The organism is Cohnella soli (genome assembly GCF_042655525.1).
Lineage (GTDB): Bacteria > Bacillota > Bacilli > Paenibacillales > Paenibacillaceae > Cohnella > Cohnella soli.
Map to the genome: position 1 here is coordinate 112139 of NZ_JBHSMI010000029.1, position 16503 is coordinate 128641.

General features: G+C 54.2%; 19 protein-coding genes and 1 riboswitch. Of the genes, 1 reads left to right on the plus strand and 18 read right to left on the minus strand.

What is annotated here, in order from left to right:
• Positions 1-80: 80 nt before the first annotated feature.
• The 14 genes from ACFPOF_RS20875 to cymR form a co-directional block, all read right to left on the minus strand.
• Positions 81-1340, minus strand: coding sequence for a peptidase U32 family protein (locus tag ACFPOF_RS20875; RefSeq protein WP_378136244.1), 1260 nt, complete (start codon positions 1338-1340; stop codon positions 81-83).
• A 240-nt stretch (positions 1341-1580) separates the two neighbouring features.
• Positions 1581-2516 (minus strand): peptidase U32 family protein, encoded by a 936-nt coding sequence (locus ACFPOF_RS20880; protein ID WP_378136246.1) that lies wholly within the window; start codon positions 2514-2516, stop codon positions 1581-1583.
• Between the two features lie 113 nt (positions 2517-2629).
• Entirely contained in the window at positions 2630-3934 is a 1305-nt protein-coding gene (gene mltG, locus ACFPOF_RS20885) for an endolytic transglycosylase MltG (RefSeq protein WP_378136248.1), read from the minus strand.
• A 69-nt stretch (positions 3935-4003) separates the two neighbouring features.
• A complete protein-coding gene (locus ACFPOF_RS20890; RefSeq protein ID WP_378136250.1) occupies positions 4004-4303 on the minus strand; it encodes a DUF1292 domain-containing protein in 300 nt (99 codons plus the stop codon).
• Positions 4287-4592 carry a DUF1292 domain-containing protein gene (locus ACFPOF_RS20895; RefSeq protein WP_378136252.1) on the minus strand — a complete coding sequence of 102 codons (306 nt, stop codon included), beginning with the start codon at positions 4590-4592 and terminating at the stop codon, positions 4287-4289. Before ACFPOF_RS20895 ends, ACFPOF_RS20890 begins: the two co-directional genes overlap by 17 nt.
• 10 nt (positions 4593-4602) lie before the next feature.
• Positions 4603-5016, minus strand: a complete 414-nt coding sequence (gene ruvX, locus ACFPOF_RS20900; RefSeq protein ID WP_378136254.1) for a Holliday junction resolvase RuvX — start codon at positions 5014-5016, stop codon at positions 4603-4605.
• 2 nt (positions 5017-5018) lie between these two features.
• Entirely contained in the window at positions 5019-5291 is a 273-nt protein-coding gene (locus ACFPOF_RS20905) for an IreB family regulatory phosphoprotein (RefSeq protein ID WP_378137087.1), read from the minus strand.
• A 442-nt stretch (positions 5292-5733) separates the two neighbouring features.
• Positions 5734-8361 carry an alanine--tRNA ligase gene (gene alaS, locus ACFPOF_RS20910; RefSeq protein ID WP_378136256.1) on the minus strand — a complete coding sequence of 876 codons (2628 nt, stop codon included), beginning with the start codon at positions 8359-8361 and terminating at the stop codon, positions 5734-5736.
• Between the two features lie 95 nt (positions 8362-8456).
• Positions 8457-8696, minus strand: a complete 240-nt coding sequence (locus tag ACFPOF_RS20915) for a hypothetical protein (protein ID WP_378136257.1) — start codon at positions 8694-8696, stop codon at positions 8457-8459.
• A 24-nt stretch (positions 8697-8720) separates the two neighbouring features.
• A complete protein-coding gene (locus ACFPOF_RS20920; protein ID WP_378136259.1) occupies positions 8721-9791 on the minus strand; it encodes an AI-2E family transporter in 1071 nt (356 codons plus the stop codon).
• A 173-nt stretch (positions 9792-9964) separates the two neighbouring features.
• Positions 9965-10174 carry a hypothetical protein gene (locus ACFPOF_RS20925; protein ID WP_378136261.1) on the minus strand — a complete coding sequence of 70 codons (210 nt, stop codon included), beginning with the start codon at positions 10172-10174 and terminating at the stop codon, positions 9965-9967.
• Positions 10171-10719, minus strand: coding sequence for a PRC-barrel domain-containing protein (locus ACFPOF_RS20930; RefSeq protein WP_378136263.1), 549 nt, complete (start codon positions 10717-10719; stop codon positions 10171-10173). The genes ACFPOF_RS20925 and ACFPOF_RS20930 overlap by 4 nt, the downstream gene beginning before the upstream one ends.
• Positions 10720-10748: 29 nt before the next feature.
• Entirely contained in the window at positions 10749-11900 is a 1152-nt protein-coding gene (locus ACFPOF_RS20935) for a cysteine desulfurase family protein (RefSeq protein WP_378136265.1), read from the minus strand.
• 9 nt (positions 11901-11909) lie between these two features.
• Positions 11910-12329 carry a cysteine metabolism transcriptional regulator CymR gene (gene cymR / locus ACFPOF_RS20940; RefSeq protein ID WP_378137089.1) on the minus strand — a complete coding sequence of 140 codons (420 nt, stop codon included), beginning with the start codon at positions 12327-12329 and terminating at the stop codon, positions 11910-11912.
• Between the two features lie 191 nt (positions 12330-12520).
• Between cymR and mnmA the strand changes: the two genes are divergently transcribed.
• Complete coding sequence (gene mnmA, locus ACFPOF_RS20945) at positions 12521-13675, plus strand: tRNA 2-thiouridine(34) synthase MnmA (RefSeq protein WP_378136267.1); 1155 nt, start codon at positions 12521-12523, stop codon at positions 13673-13675.
• Between the two features lie 398 nt (positions 13676-14073).
• Here the strand turns inward: mnmA and queE are convergent, their stop codons facing one another.
• The 4 genes from queE to ACFPOF_RS20965 form a co-directional block, all read right to left on the minus strand.
• The gene (gene queE / locus ACFPOF_RS20950; protein WP_378136269.1) at positions 14074-14811 is read right to left on the minus strand and encodes a 7-carboxy-7-deazaguanine synthase QueE; all 738 of its coding nucleotides are present in this window, start codon (positions 14809-14811) and stop codon (positions 14074-14076) included.
• Positions 14804-15262 carry a 6-pyruvoyl trahydropterin synthase family protein gene (locus ACFPOF_RS20955; protein WP_378136271.1) on the minus strand — a complete coding sequence of 153 codons (459 nt, stop codon included), beginning with the start codon at positions 15260-15262 and terminating at the stop codon, positions 14804-14806. Before ACFPOF_RS20955 ends, queE begins: the two co-directional genes overlap by 8 nt.
• On the minus strand, positions 15259-15924 hold the full coding sequence (gene queC / locus ACFPOF_RS20960; RefSeq protein WP_378136273.1) for a 7-cyano-7-deazaguanine synthase QueC: 666 nt from the start codon (positions 15922-15924) through the stop codon (positions 15259-15261). The genes ACFPOF_RS20955 and queC overlap by 4 nt, the downstream gene beginning before the upstream one ends.
• Before the next feature lie 49 nt (positions 15925-15973).
• Positions 15974-16018: riboswitch (PreQ1 riboswitch) on the minus strand.
• A gap of 224 nt (positions 16019-16242) precedes the next feature.
• Positions 16243-16440, minus strand: a complete 198-nt coding sequence (locus ACFPOF_RS20965; RefSeq protein ID WP_209743912.1) for a cold shock domain-containing protein — start codon at positions 16438-16440, stop codon at positions 16243-16245.
• Positions 16441-16503: the final 63 nt, after the last annotated feature.

Here is a 16503-nt window from a genome sequence, read left to right on the forward strand (position 1 = left end):
CATTAACTTTAATGGAGACATTTCGACAAGTCTCGTTCAAATCCTTTAGGTTCTGTAAATTATTTTCGAAAATTTACCGTTTAATGTAACCTTTTGCGCATCATATCTAACGGTTCGACCGGCAGTTCGGTACATAGCTTGATCAGTTGAAGAGGATGTCTTGCAACGGAGAGCGGTTGATCTGCTTCGTCGGTCATGTCTCCGACGGTCATCTTGAAGCTTCGTCCGCCCGGACCGATGAACTCCACTTCCATACCCGGACGGAAAGGACTGCGCTGTTGCACCGTGGCCATGCCCGTCTCGGCATCGTATGCGGTCACGATCGCGGCGAAATCGTACGGCGCAGGCTTCTCTTCCGCTTCATAAATATGCTCCTCCGCTCCGGGAACGGAGTAGAAGAAACCGGTATTAAGCGGCCGGTTCGCGGCCTTGCCGATCTCGTCAACCCATTCCTGGCGCAGCTCGTACTCATCAGGATTGGCCATATAGGAGTCGATCGCTTGACGGTAAGCGTTCACGACGGATGCAACGTAATGAATGCTCTTCATGCGCCCTTCGATTTTGAAGCTGTCTACGCCGGCATCGATCAAATCCGGTACATGACGGATCATGCATAAGTCTTTGGCGCTCATCGTGAACGGATTTTGCCCGGGTACGGCGACGGCCTCCTCATCCGCGTGTAAATCGTATTTCCAGCGGCACGACTGGCAGCAGCCCCCCCGATTCGAGTCCCTGTCGGTAAAGTGGTTGGAAAGCACGCAGCGGCCGGACACCGACGAACACATCGCGCCATGAATAAACACTTCCAGCTCGACGTCCACTTTCTCCTTGATGCCGCGAATTTCCTCCATCGTCGTCTCGCGCGCAAGTACGACGCGCGGCAAACCTTCTTCTTTCCAGAACTGTACCGCCTGCCAGTTCATCGTCGACTGCTGCGTGCTTAAATGCACTTCCAGCTTCGGCGCGTATTTCTGCGCCGACTCCACGATCGCCGGGTCCGCGGCGATGATCGCGGCGATGCCCGCCTTTTCCAGCTCACGCAAATATTCGGCTATGCCGTCCAAATCTTCCTGGTGCGCGTAAATATTCGTCGCCACGAACACTTTCGCTCCGTATTTCGCTGCGAATTCAACGCCCTCGCGCATTTCCTCGAAGCTGAAATTATCCGCGTTCGACCGCAGGCCGTATTTCTGGCCACCGATATACACGGCGTCCGCGCCATAGTGAACGGCGAACTTCAGCTTCTCCAGATTGCCCGCCGGCGCGAGCAGTTCCGGCTTGTCCAGGCGATTGCGCTTACCTTTGTAGCGCGGAGCGCTTTCGATTGCCGTATGGCTCATCCGGGTGTCCTCCTTAGTTAAATCGTGATCAAAACCGGACTTTTTGAACTTCCTCATTCAGATCAGGTTCAAAAAGTTCGGTTTTCAGCACCGAGAAGGTTGGATGAAGCATGGGAATGAGGAGCGGAGCGTAGGCAAACCTACGTGAGCACCGGAAGTCCCATGCTTCATTCAACATTCGATGCCGAAACAGCTTCCTGAATCGCTTCGTGATCAAAACCGGACTTTTTGAACTTCCTCTTAATAGACTTGTTCTTTGTATAGGAATCCGAAGCCCAGCTCCCGATCCGGACTTTGCATTTTCTGAATCGCACTCAGCCAGCGCGGGTCCATCCGATAGCTGTCGGGTGCGTTCGCATACGCGTTCAGCGCCTGTCGATAGCTCGCAAGCACGGTCTCATTGTAAGCTTCCGACTTGAGCAGTGTTTCGACGTACATACTGTCAACTCCGAACGCGATCAGATCCGGAAGCGCCTCGAGCAAGCAAATATCATCCGGACTCATGACATGGGTGCCGCTCTCGTCTTCGTATACCGGGAACTTCTCGTCCGGCCTCTCCGCTTCCACGAGAAATAGCCCTTTGTCCGGGCCTTTGCGGATCAGTGTCGCTTCCCTGCCAATATGCTCCAAATAACTTTGAATTAAATTACGATGAGAATGGTAAATGTTGGTCATCCCGTGAACTTGCACCTGCGCTTCTATGCCGGCTTTCACCTTCAAATCGGCGATCTCGTCTTCATTTAACTCGCGTGCCAACACGGCACGCGCAGCCCCTCTGCGTGCCCAGTACGAGGCGGATGCCGAGTTCGTGCCGGTCATTTCGGCGTTCCAATGCCAGCGCAGCCTAGGAGTATGCTGTCTGACATTTAATAACACCGCCGGATCGCCGAAAACGATTGCATCCGCACCGGCAGCCTCCACTTTCCTCAAGTAGTCGGGAATATGTCCTAGCTCGTCGTTGCGGAACAACTTGTTCATGTTGATGTATGCTTTCGCGCCAAGCGAATGCGCGGTTTCAATCGTCCTGGCGAGCTCGGATTCTGTAACATCCCCTGGCTGCCTCATGGCGAAGCGAGATTCGCCAATTAAGATGGCCGATGCCCCTGCTTCGATATATCGTCTCGCTTGTTCCGCCGATCCGGCGGACGCCAGCAATTCGGGAGTAGTCGCTGTCATAGGCAATAGACCTCCGGGAAGTCTTCGACCCGGCGCGCCGCAGACCGGGCGCCTGCATGGCGTTCCGGTTGGGCTCGTCGGGTCGTGACGCGCCTTTTTAGGGCGCGACTTCCTTATTTTTTAACATTTTTCTCGCTAAGCGAGATGTTTTTCTGGTGCTGCTTATAGGTCACCGCAAACAGATGCGTGTTCGTGCCATCTTTCTTCGTGACGTAGTACATGTAGTCGGACTTCTCCGGAAATAGCGCAGCTTCGATCGACTTGTAACTCGGACTTGCGATCGGTCCCGGAGGCAGCCCCGCGTTCAAATACGTATTGTACGGGCTGTTGACTTTTAAGTCGCCTTCGAGCAGCCGTTCCTTCTGCTTATCAAGCAAATATTGAATCGTCGCATCGATTTGCAGCGGCATTTTTTTCTTCAGACGGTTTTGAATGACGCTTGAGACAAGCGGACGCTCTTCGTCGACAACGACTTCCCGCTCGACGAGCGAAGCAATCGTCAGCAGCTGGTGCACGGTCAACCCTCGCTCCTCCAGAGCGGACGACCAATCTTCCGGCAATTGATCGAGACGCTTGTCGAGCTCCGCCAGCATCCGGTTGATAATGTCGATCTCGGTGCTGCCCCGTTTCACTTCGTACGTCTCCGGGAACAGATATCCTTCCAGAGGATACTTTAAGCCTTTGTCCGTAGGGATCAGCTTCGTCCATGCCGAACCGGTCCACAGCTCCGGCCTTTTCGCAGCCTCGAGAAACTTCGCTTTGTCGATGCCTGCGGTTTCGGCGAGACGACCGGCGATTTGTTCGATCGTAAAGCCTTCGGGAATCGTAAAGCGGATCGTGGCGGCCGCAATAATCTCTCCGTTGTTAAGCTTCGTAACGATCTCGTTCATCGACATGCCCGGCGCCAGTTCGTAGACGCCAGCTTGGAAACGGGAGCCTTCCCCTTTAAGTTTCATCCATCCGCTGAATAATGACGCGTTGCGAATAAGTCCCTTTTGTTCAAGCAACTCCGACACTTTTTTCGCCCGCATCCCGCTTGTGATCGTCACTTCAACAGGCGCGCCGGATGCCGGAGGACGAAGTCCGTTCCACAAATAAAACAGCAAACCTGCCGCTAAGGACAAAACGATACCAAGCGCAATCAGGAACGACCAGAGCATCACGCGCGGCTTGCGTCTCAAGGGTGCAGAAGACGCCTGACTCGTCGTTCTCGGCGCCATTGCGGCGTCCGCGGTTTCGCCCCCGTTGCGGAGCGGCTTATCTTTCCCTGCGGATGCCGCAGCGAAGCGGGCGCTTCTCGTCCCTAACTCGGTCGCCGCAGCCGTTTCTCTTTTCTCCTCCGGGAGATCGTTTTGAGCGTCCATTTTATTGTCGTATATCGATTTCCATCCCGAATTCGAATCGTCGTCCCTCGCCACGCCTGTTCCCCTCCAGCTATCTCTCTTTTCGCGGGAAAAGAGCGGTTGCCCGCTCTTCTCGCATTCACATCAAGGCCGATCGTCGCTTCCGAACAACTGATCGTCGTACGCTTCGGCGACGAGTTCCCACTCATCGTCGTCTTCGACCGTCTCGAGCTGAGGGTCTCCGTCTCCGCTATCGACTACTTTGAATACCTCAAACTCGTCTTCCTTGCTCATCGCTTCCGACTGCAGAACTGCGTAGTTGTTCGTTCCGACAGCCAACTCGGCGAGAATGCGAAATTCAAGCGTTTTCCCGTCTTCCGTCAGCAACTCGACCGCATCCCCGAATTTATCGCGCAACGCAGTGCCGTTATTGCGGATCGTCATTGAATTCTCCCATCAACGTGTTAAACGTCTCTTCAACCATGTCCCATTCCGCTTCGTCTTCGATCGGATAGAGCTTGAGCTCATCTTCTTCTTCGTCGTAACGGAAGGCGAACACTTCTTGCTCTTCGTCTTCATCGTCAGCCGGCACGACCATCATATATTTGCGATCCGTTCCGTCGTCAAGCTCGAAGCGCATAACAACTTCAAATGCTTCGTCGTTGCCGTCCTCGTCCGGAATATAAATGATTTCCGCTTCTTCTTCCTGGTTGATGTTGTTTACGTCTGTCATGTCGTTTCCCTCATTTCGATCTCGAGTCCAAATAGCTTTGCAGCAAAATCGCTGAAGCCATTTTGTCGATAACTTGCTTGCGTTTGTTTCTGCTCACGTCGGCCTCAAGCAGCGTGCGTTCGGCGGCCACTGTCGTCAACCTTTCATCCCATAAACGGACTGGCAAATCTAGTGTCGACATCAAGTTATCCGCAAATGCGATGCAATTTTCTCCACTTGGCCCTATCGTGCCATTCATGTTCTTCGGCAAGCCGACGACGATTTCGTTGACCTCGTAGTCCCGGACGAGATCCGAAATGCGGGCCATGAAGTCGACGACAACTTTACGGTCGATGACTTCCAGGCCTTGCGCGGTCCAACCGAATAAATCGCTCATCGCTACGCCGATTCTTCTTTCCCCGTAATCCAAGCCCATAATTCTCATGCTTATCTGTTTTGCTGAAGATAGAAACGCACGAGCTCTTCGATCAGTTCGTCGCGCTCCTTCTTGCGAATCAAGCTGCGCGCGTTGTTGTGGCGCGGGATATAGGCCGGATCGCCCGACAACAAGTATCCGACGATTTGATTGATCGGATGGTATTCTTTTTCCACTAGCGCATCGTGCACGGAAAACAAAATGTCGCGTGCCGACACTTCCTGCGGATCCGCGACGACGTCGAATTTGACGGTGTCGAATTGGTTTTTGCCCGTCGAGCTCATCTTCAGCACCTCGCTTTCGCTGATCAACTCAGATTTCTTTCCATTATCATAACATAATCCTTGCGGGACGGGAAATTGTTGGAGTTTGTTTTCGTAGTGCGCGGATCTCCGACGTTGCCTCTCTCTCCGGCCGCTTCCTCTCCGCCCGTTGCTCTGAATGAAAATTCCGAGGAGGCAACGGGCTCCAAGAGGCGGACGTAAACTCCTCCGAGAGAGGCAACGTCTCCGATCTCCAAGCGCGATTCGAAAACAAGTGATGAAGGAAGTGAGTCAGAACAAACCGCGCGGGACTGCGACAAAACATCTCTCTCCGGCCGCTTCCTCTCCGCCCGTTGCTCTGAATGAAAATTCCGAGGAGGCAACGGGCTCCAAGAGGCGGACGTAAACTCCTCCGAGAGATGTTTTGTCTCCGTCCTCCAAGCGTCGGTCGAAAATCGGAAACTTAACCCAACTGAGCCAGCACCAGCTTCTCGGCCGCTGCTAGGGCGTCGGAGAGTTTGGATGGGTCTTTGCCGCCGGCTTGGGCGAGTTCCGGCTTACCGCCGCCTCCGCCGCCGCAGATGGCCGCGATGTCCTTGATCAGCTTGCCCGCGTGAAGTCCTTGCGGGACAAGATCAGCTGTGACGGCGACGACGAGGTTCACCTTATCGCCGTCGACGGAACCGAGCGCGAGCACGGCGGAGCCGAGCTTAAGCTTCAGTTCGTCGGCGACGCCCCGGAGGGCGTCCATGCCGCCGGCGTTCACTTGGGCGGCGAGCAGCGTAACGCCGCCGACCGTCTTCGCCGCCGAGACAAGCTCGGCCGCTTCCAGGCGACTAAGTTTGCCCTGCAGCGATTCATTGTCGCGCTGCAGTTGACGAATTTCCGCTTGCGCCGCTTCGATGCGCTTCGGCACGTCGGCAACAGTGCTTTTGAGCAGCGTTGCAGCGCTCTTGAGCAAACCAAGCTGGCCGTCCAAGTACAAGTAAGCGTTGCGTCCGGTCACCGCTTCGATCCGACGCACGCCGGAGCCGATGCCGCCTTCGCTGACGAGCTTGAACAGACCGATCTGCGCCGTGTTGCGCACGTGACAGCCGCCGCACAGCTCAAGGCTGTACTCGCCGACGCGCACGACGCGCACGATGTCGCCGTATTTCTCGCCGAATAGAGCCATCGCGCCCAGTGCTTTTGCTTCCGCGATCGGCTTGAAGCTAATGTCGAGTTCCGTGCCGATCCAGATTTGCTCGTTAACGCGCCGTTCGATGTCGGCGAGTTCTTCAGGCGTAATCGCGCCGAAATGCGAGAAGTCGAAACGAAGACGTTCTGGCTCAACGAGCGAGCCCGCTTGGTTGACGTGTTCGCCGAGCACGTCTTTAAGCGCCCGGTGCAGCAAATGGGTTGCCGTATGGTTGCGAATGATGTCCGTACGCTCGGAAGCATTGACGGACGCCGTTACCGTATCGCCGACACGGAGGATGCCCCCCGTAACGAGCACTTGGTGCACCGATTGGCCGTGCGGCGCTTTCGTCAACCCTGTCACTTCGGCATTTAGGCCTCTACCGGACAATACGCCGCGGTCGCTCACTTGACCGCCGCTTTCCGCGTAGAACGGCGTGCGGTCAAGAATGACGAGCACTTTCTCGTCAACGCCGGCCATCTCCGCGAACTCGTTGCCGGAAACGATCGCCAGCACCTTTGCTTCCGCCGTCAATGCGTCATAGCCAACGAATTCGCTTTTCTCTGTATACTCTGCGAGAGGGCCGCCTTGAACCTTCATGCTGTCCGTCTCTTGACGTGCAGCGCGGGCACGATCGCGCTGCTCCTGCATCGACGCATCAAACCCGTCGCGGTCTACGGTCATCCCCTGTTCCGTTGCGTAATCTTCCGTCAAGTCGAATGGGAAGCCGTACGTGTCATACAGCTTAAACGCGTCGGGGCCGGAGATGACAGAGACGCCTGCCGCACGCGCTTTCGCGCACAACTCGGACAAAATAGACAAGCCGTCGGACAACGTCTCGTGGAAACGCTCTTCCTCGGTGCGAATGACTTTCTCGATAAATTCGCGCTTCTCGATGACTTCCGGATAATAAACGCCCATAATTTCGCCGACGGTCGGCGTCAGTTCCCACAGGAACGGGCGGTCGATGCCTAGAACTTTGCCATAGCGAACGGCGCGACGCAGCAAACGGCGAATAACGTATCCGCGACCTTCGTTGGAAGGCAACACGCCATCCCCGACGGAGAAAGCGACCGTACGCACATGATCGGCGATAACTTTCAGTGCCACATCGTGCTCCGCATTCGATTTGTAAGTTACGCCCGCGATGCCGCTCGCTTTTTCGATGATCGGCATGAACAGGTCGGTATCGAAGTTCGAGTCTACATCCTGCAAAATCGAAGAGAACCGTTCCAGACCGGCTCCCGTATCGATGTTTTTGTTCGGAAGCGGCGTGTAGCTGCCGTCCTTGTTATGGTTAAATTCGGAGAAGACGACGTTCCACACTTCGAGGAAACGTTCGTTCTCGCCGCCCGGCGTGCAATCCGGGTCGGACAGATCGCCGTACTTGTCGCCGCGGTCGTAGAAAATTTCCGTGCACGGTCCGCAAGGGCCTTCACCGATGTCCCAGAAGTTATCCTGCAGCTTCACGATCCGTTCGGCCGGAATGCCGATTTTCTCATTCCAGATGCGGAACGCGTCCTCGTCTTCGGGATAGACGGTTACGGAAAGTCGAGCTGGATCGAAGCCGATCCATTCCGGCCCTGTCAGAAACTCCCATGCCCACGTAATCGCTTCTTCTTTGAAGTAATCGCCGATAGAGAAGTTGCCGAGCATTTCGAAAAACGTATGGTGACGGCGCGTTTTGCCGACGTTCTCGATATCGTTCGTGCGAATGCACTTCTGCGAGTTGGCGATGCGCGGATTCTCAGGCTTCACCCGGCCGTCAAAATAAGCTTTCAGCGGCGCCATGCCGGCGTTGATCCAGAGCAGCGACGGGTCGTTGTGGGGAACGAGCGGCGCGCTCGGTTCGATTTTGTGGCCTTTGCTGGCGAAGAACGCCAGCCATTTGCTGCGGATTTCTGCTGCTTTCATCGAATAATCCTCCTAATATTTGGGCTAAAAAAATAAAAAACGCCCCTGTAGTCAGGGACGAAAAGCTTCGCGGTACCACCCTGGTTATCGCTTTCCTACCGGAAAACGATCTCCTCTTTCGCGGGATAACGGTCCTCGCCGGCGGATTTCATCCGCACTCCGAAACGAGCTTCCCCCGCCCTTCGCATCGAAGATTTTTTCAGCCAAGCGTCATTCGCGCGATCGAACCTCCGTTCGATCAACAGGAATGGCGTCGAGAAATCTTCTCTCTGTTCATGCGGACTGCCTGGGTACTTATGTTTCGTCAACGTGTTGAATATGTTGAACGAATTCATTATAGACAACGCTTTTCCACGCTGTCAAACGGTTTTTCGATGAATGTAATAGGCGGAGACGTGCTGCGCGATCACCTTCAGCGCCGCGTAGAGCGGCACCGCTAGCAGTAAGCCGATAACACCCGCGAGTTCCCCTCCGATCAGCAGCACAAGAATAATCGTCAACGGGTGCATGCGCATCGTCCGCCCGACGACTTGCGGGCTGATGACGTTACTCTCGAGGTTCTGACAGATGACGTTCACGATAACGACCATCAGCACCATTTTCCAAGAAATTGTCGTTGCCATGATCAGCGCAGGAAACGCGCCGAAGAAAGGGCCGAGATACGGGATGACGTCGAACAAACTAACAAATCCGGCCATGAGCAGCGGGTAAGGCATTCCGATGATTAAGTAGCCGATGTAGGCGAGTACGCCAATGCAGAGCGATACGATCAGTTGCCCCCGTATGTAACTGCCAAGCGCTGCATCGATATCTTTCATAAGTCTGACCGCATGTTTACGCCTTGCTCGTGGGATGTACTGCAGCGCTGCTCGTTCGAATACGTCGAGGTCCTTCATCATATAGAAGGCGAGGAAAGGCACGATCATCGCAAGGAAAAAGAAGTTGGCGACTTCGTCGATGTTGTTCAAAAATGCGGTAATACGCTTCTCGATCTGCTTCTCAATACCGCCAAGCGATTTGTTAATCGCATCCCGTACCGTTTCCGGCAAAACGTCGTTATTGTTGAATTGGTCCGAAATGCTCTGCGCCCGCATCGTCAGTTCCGGCAAATGCTCGTTTAATTCTTCGACCTGCTTCATAAACATCGGAATGACGTTCATGAGGATGACAACCGATGCGCAGATAAATACGGCATAGATCAGCAGCACAGCAGCCGTTCTCGGCACTTTCCGGTCGTGCAGCATATTGACGATCGGGTTAAGCATATACGAAATGATCATCGCCACGACGAACGGCGCCAACACCGCCTTCAAAAAACCGAACACGGAAAACAGCATCGGCCTCACAAGGATAACAAGGAACAATGCAAGAAGCATGAGAATGATATACACAAGCGTGGTAAATAACCGGCTCTGGGTGAAACGGTCCACTTCCCCACCTCCATCCGGTCGCGGCGCTTTTTTACAGTATATGTACTTGTCCTGCTGCATAATCATCGAAATCCAGAAATAAGAACGCAAAGAACGCAAAAAACGCCCCACGCCCTCCCGAAGGAGAAACATGGAGCGTCGTCGTTCCAAAATTCGTACACTGAACGTCGTTTTTACATCCCGTTCGCATGAACATGAGGAGCTGGGATCGACTCTTCAAAAAACAAGTCGTCCAAGGAACTGAGCGTTCCGTCCTCTTCCACTTGATACACCGACATCTTCTCGCCGTTCACCGTTAATTCGATAAAACAGCTCCAGCAGTAAAATTGGTGGGAACCGATTTTCCCAATGTCCTTAGAGCTGCAGTTCGGGCATCTCATCATCCGTCTTCACCTGTCACTTTCCACGTATGGTCTCTCGGCAGTATTCGCTCGCAAGAAGCAGGAACCAAGATGGCGTCCTCGCCTAAAGTCATGTTCTTGGACGCCTCCGGCAACAACAACCTCCGCCTGCCCTCGAATATGTCCGCGAGAAATCCGTCCGTCAATTCGTAACCTATTATTTGTATACCCTCAGCCGGCTTCATGTAAACGTCCGTAACTTCGCCTAGCCGCTCGCCCTCCACCGTAAAAACGGGCATATCCTTTAACCGGACAACGCCGGTCAGGAACGTTCTCAGCAGCGACTTGCCGCTGACCGCCATGATGTCCGCTGAGGTGCGAATAAGCAAGGCATCTGCACCGCAAAACGCGACATGTTCCCAGAGGATGACTTTCGGCTTCTTGCGAAATCCGGATCGGGCATTCTTATCGAGCACGATGCCGACCAAATTCCAAAACTCGTCGAACCATAGATCTTTGACCTTACCGACGGCCTTGCCGCTTTCCAGCAGCACCGGCATGCCGATGATCGCTTGGGCTTGAATCATGTGGGACTCCTTACGATTTCCGGTCCCTGTTATCTATTACGCAGGCGAGCCGAAATGGTTGCAGTCATTTTTGCCGTTTTATCCGCTTCTTCATTAGTATTGCCCAATCCGAAGCTAAAACGTACGGCCGACGACACCCTTTCAGGCGCAAGATTCATCGCTGTAAGCACGTGGGATGGTTTAAGCGATCCCGAATTACAAGCCGAACCGCCGGACGCGGCGATACCCGCGAGGTCGAGGTTCATCAACATACTTTCCGACGAGACGCCGGGAAAGCTAACATTCACGATGTGCGGCAATCTGCGATCCGGATGACCGTTAATGACAAACCCGCTAGAGCCGAGCGCCTGCTCCAGCCCGCTTAAGAACGCTTCGCGAATGTTTTCCGCGTGTGCGATTCGCGCTTCGCGGCCAATGCTTACGATCTCCGCCGCTTTGGCGAACGCGGCAATGCCTGCGACGTTCTCCGTGCCGGCTCTTCGGCTTTTTTCTTGCGAGCCGCCGTGTAATAACGGCTGAAAGGGCGTGCCTTTCCGCACATAAAGAAGACCTACGCCTTGCGGTCCATTGATCTTGTGAGCAGACAAAGTGAGCAAGTCGACCGGTAACCGCTGCAAATCAAAATCAACATATCCAAATGCCTGCACTGCATCGACGTGCATAACCGCTTTATAAGTGCGCGCCCACTCGCCGATCTCGGCGTAAGGCTGTAGCGTTCCCGTCTCATTGTTGCCCGCCATGACGCTGACGACCGCGGTATTGTCCCCGATAGCCGCTTTCGCGGCTTCCAACGATACGATCCCGTTCGAATCGACAGGCAATACGGTCAGCTGAAAGCCGTCCATTTCAAGCTTGCGGCATGCGTTCAGTACGGCATGATGTTCGACCGCCGTCGTCACGATGCCGTTCTTTCCTTTCTTGCGCTGGGCGTACGCGGCGCCGAACAAAGCGGTATTGTCGCTTTCGGTTCCGCTTCCCGTGAATACCAGATCCGACGCCGAGACGTTCAGCACCTCGGCGAAGACGTCGCGCCCCGCCGTTACCCTTTCCCTCGCCGCGCGCCCGAGGGCGTGCAAGCTCGAAGGATTGCCGGGGCCGGCGCCCGCTGCTTCCGCGTAAGCGCGGATCGCTTCGGGGTGCATGGCGGTTGTAGCCGCGTGGTCAAAGTAAATCAATTTCATCTTTCACACCTAAATATAAAACATATAATTGTCCAGCTTCTCCGCGCCCTTAAACGTAATGAGATCTTCAAGCGAGGTCGAATCTAGAACTTCGGCGATACTGTCGCGAATGCGAAGCCAGAGGTCGCGTTTGGCCGGATCATCTTCTTCGGTGAAATCGACCGGACTGATCGGCCCTTCCAATATGCGGATGACGTCACCTGCGGAAATCGTACCTGGTTCCTTGGACAGCACATATCCGCCGTATGCTCCCCTAACGCTCTTGACTAGACCCGCGTTGCGAAGCGGAGCGATCAATTGTTCCAAATAGTGTTCGGAAAGTCCATTTTTCTCCGCAATGCTTTTTAACGAAATCGGTCCTTCGCCAAACTTGGACGCGAGTTCCATCATAATCGTCAGGCCGTAACGGCCCTTTGTCGAGATTTTCAACAAGAACACCTGCTTTCGCTGTGTCAAATGGAGGGTATCCCCATATTAAATCTATGTTATCACATCTATTTTCTTTTTGGTCAAAAAAAACATGTCATATTCATGAAACAGGCCTGCAGAAGTGAGAAATGCGCGCGTTTATGCTAAAATAGTACCACGATTCCGGGCTTCAACAAGGAGAGAGTTAATTTATGACAATAGATGCTTCATTGCTTCCCGATTACTCGGACCGTTTTCCCGATCCGTCTAAAGTCCGCGTCGTCGTCGGCATGTCCGGCGGCGTCGATTCGTCGGTCACCGCGCTGCTGCTGAAGCAGCAAGGGTTCGACGTTATCGGCGTCTTCATGAAAAACTGGGACGACACCGATGAGTTCGGCGTCTGCACGGCGGAAGAAGACGCAGAAGACGTCCGAAGAGTATGCAACCAGATCGGTATTCCCTACTACACCGTCAATTTCGAAGGCGAATACCGGGATAAAGTGTTCGAATATTTCCTCGAAGAGTATCGGCGCGGGCGGACACCGAATCCCGACGTCATGTGCAATCGCGAGATCAAGTTTGGAGAATTTCTGCACAAGGCGCTCGAACTCGGCGCGGAAGCGATCGCCACCGGCCATTACGCCCGCGTTTCGTTAACGGACGGACGTTACGAACTGAAGCGAGGCGTCGATAACAACAAGGACCAAACGTATTTCCTTCACGCCTTGAATCAGTCACAGCTATCACGAGCGATGTTCCCGATCGGCCATCTGAACAAGCCTGATGTGCGTCATATCGCCGAAGCTGCGGGGCTGGCTACCGCCAAGAAAAAGGATAGTACAGGCGTCTGCTTCATCGGCGAACGCAACTTCAAGGAGTTTCTAAGCCAGTACTTGCCGGCCAAACCCGGCAATATGGTCGATCTCGTAACCGGAGAAGTCAAAGGACGGCACGATGGGCTCATGTACTATACGCTCGGGCAGCGGCAAGGTCTCGGCATCGGCGGTTCGGGCAACGGCGAACCTTGGTTCGTCGCCGGCAAAGATCTTGAAACGAACACGCTTCGCGTCGTGCAAGGGGATAGCCATCCTAGCTTGTACTCCGTCGCGCTCACGGCGACAGGCGTCAATTGGATTGCGCCGGAGCAGCCTTCCGCCCCGTTCCGATGCGTTGCCAAGTTCCGCTATCGTCAACCGGATCAAGGCGTAACGGTCGTTCCGCAAGCAGACGGCACGTATCGGGTCGAATTCGACGCCCATCAGAAAGCTGTCACGCCAGGCCAAGCGGTCGTATTCTACGACGGCGATGTCTGTCTTGGCGGCGGCACGATCGATAAAGTGCATATGCTTGAGCCGGCGATGTCTTGAAGCAGTTACTGGTGCTGTCCCAGAAGCCGATTGTAGTTGCGCAAAACACAACTAACTGTCTGCTCGGAGTTGCGCCGGAGTGCTGTAGTTGCGTAAAACACAACTAACTGTCTGCTCGGAGTTGCGCCGGAGGGCTATAGTTGCGCAAAACACAACTACATGCCTGCTCGGAGTGACGCCGGCGGGCTGTAGTTGCGCAAAACACAACTACTTGCCTGCTCGGAGTGACGCCGGCGGGCTGTAGTTGCGCAAAACACAACTAACTGTCTGCTCGGAGCGACGTCGGCGGGTTGTAGTTGTGCGCATAAACCTTGGTCGGATGCTTAGCGGCAATAGCTCAAAAATCTGCAATGGCGGCGCTGGATTTCCCATTCGATGCCGACAGCCTGATCTTTGTTTTAAACGCCTCTCTTATTTCCCCATAACCATGCATGAAGCTGCGGCAACACGCGAACGTCGCTCCATTCCGCCGAGCTCGTTACTGTCCCGACGAGCCATTCGTAGCGAAAAATCAGACGGCGGAGAAGCAAGTCGGCATCTCGTTCATTGACGTCGTCGTTGCCGGACTGCAGGAAGAACGGAACGTCGGGGTAACGATGGTGCACCTTCGACGCATACCGCAAATCATCGTTATCGAATACAACGACTTTCAGACTGAAAGCATGTCGCCTTGCCTTCCTCAATTTCTCGATTATCGCATCCAATACGTCCCAATTCGTGTCCATCCCCGAACTAGGAGGCTTTGGCGACAAAGTCAATTCATCGATGTTCAGAAACCAATCCTGCCACCGGCTCCCTTGCGTCTCGAGTGCGACCGTTGTCCCGCCCTCGCGAAGAAGGTCGACCAGTTGTCCCAATTGCGGCAACAGCGCGGGATTCCCGCCGGATAGCGTCACGTGCGAGAATACCGCTTCCCCCGCCTCGGATAGAAGCTCTGCCTTTACTTCCTCCGCCGTCAACATTCGAATTTGATCCTTGCCTGTACCGTCCCAAGTAAAAGCAGAATCGCACCAATTGCAGCTATAATCGCAGCCGGCGGTGCGGACAAACATCGTCTTGCGCCCGATGACCATGCCTTCGCCTTGCACGGTCGGTCCGAACACTTCGAGAACGGGAATTCGTATAGACTTAATCATGCGCTTTCTCCCCGAATCTCTCGTCGATGCCCGGGCGGTAAACCACGTAACTGGTAGGCGTCTCCCGCAAAAGCACTTGGATGCAACGAGCCCGCTTTCCCCGCTCGTCCAAATGCTCCTGGACGATCTCGCATAAGACTCTCGCCACATTCTCCGTCGTCGGGTAACGCAGCGGATGATCCGCTCCGAACCATTCTTTATGATCGTTCAGCGATGTATGGTCGAATCGGTCGTGAACGAGCTTCTTGACTATGGAGAAATTGACCAGAAACCCTGTATCGTCGAGATCGTCTCCCGCAATCGTCACATTGGCGAAATACGTATGGCCGTGAAGTCGGCTGCAAACGCCCGCGTTATCGCTGGGGATGTAATGGGCGGCAGCAAATTGCATATCCTTGTTGAGCTCATAACGGTAAGGATGGGCGACAGTCGGATAAATTTGTTGAATCATATCCGTCCTTCCTCCCGCTTCGCTTGTTCGTATTCCCGCAACCCCCGCGCCCGGAGCAGACATGCCGGACACTCGCCGCAGCCATTAGCGACGACGCCTTCGTAACAAGTCAACGTATGCTCCCGCACGTACTCGAAAGCGCCGAGATCGTCCGCTAATTGCCAAGTCTGAGCTTTGTTCAACCACATGAGCGGAGTCTCCAATACGAAATCGTAATCCATGGCCAAATTTAACGTCACGTTCAACGATTTCACGAAGACGTCCCTGCAGTCGGGGTATCCGCTGAAATCGGTCTGGCACACGCCGGAAACGACATGGCGCGCGTCAATCTGCTTTGCCACGATAGCCGCGAACGAGAGAAACAGCAAATTGCGGCCGTCGACGAAAGTCGTCGGCAATTCCCCTTCCGTCTGTTCGATCGCGATATCCGAACGAGTTAACGCATTTGGGGCGAGCTGCCCAAGAAGCGACATGTCTAGAACGTGCTGCTTCACGCCTAGATCCGCAGCGATTTTCGCCGAGACCTCTACTTCCAGCTTATGGCGCTGGCCGTAATCGAAAGTCACGACTTCTATTTCGTCGAATCGTTGGCGAGCCCAGAACAAACAGGTCGTGCTATCTTGGCCTCCGCTGAAAACGACGACCGCTTTATTAGGTTTCATGATCGTAACTCCTCCTCCGAACGCGAAAAAACGGCACCAAGGAGATGCCGTTTCCTTAGTTTTTTATAGAGGGTGTCGCTAGAACCTCTCCCGCTTTCCGGCATGTGCCGGCAGCGGATTTGTATGCTGTTAGATCGATTGTAGCCGAGGTTGCCGATTCTGGCAACTCATCGGATGCGGTTCTGTCGGATGCGGTTCGACTACTCGTCTCTGAGCCTTTAGCTTTCTTCTCCGGGATCGACAAGAAAAACCCCCGGCATAGGCCGGGGGGTAGGTCGCTAGTTCGTGATATGAGAATAAGTCGGAGCGAATCTCGACTTACAGTTTCACCACGTTAGAAGCTTGAGGACCGCGATTGCCTTGCGTGATTTCGAATTCAACCGCTTGGCCTTCTTCCAATGTTTTGAAGCCGTCGCCTTGGATCGCCGAGAAGTGAACGAATACATCGTTGCCGTCCTCGATCGAAATGAATCCGTAACCTTTTTCCGCGTTAAACCACTTAACTGTTCCTCTCAAATGAAAAACCTCCTAAAATCTCGCCGTCAATCGGCGAATACAATGATTATAACCTAAATTACC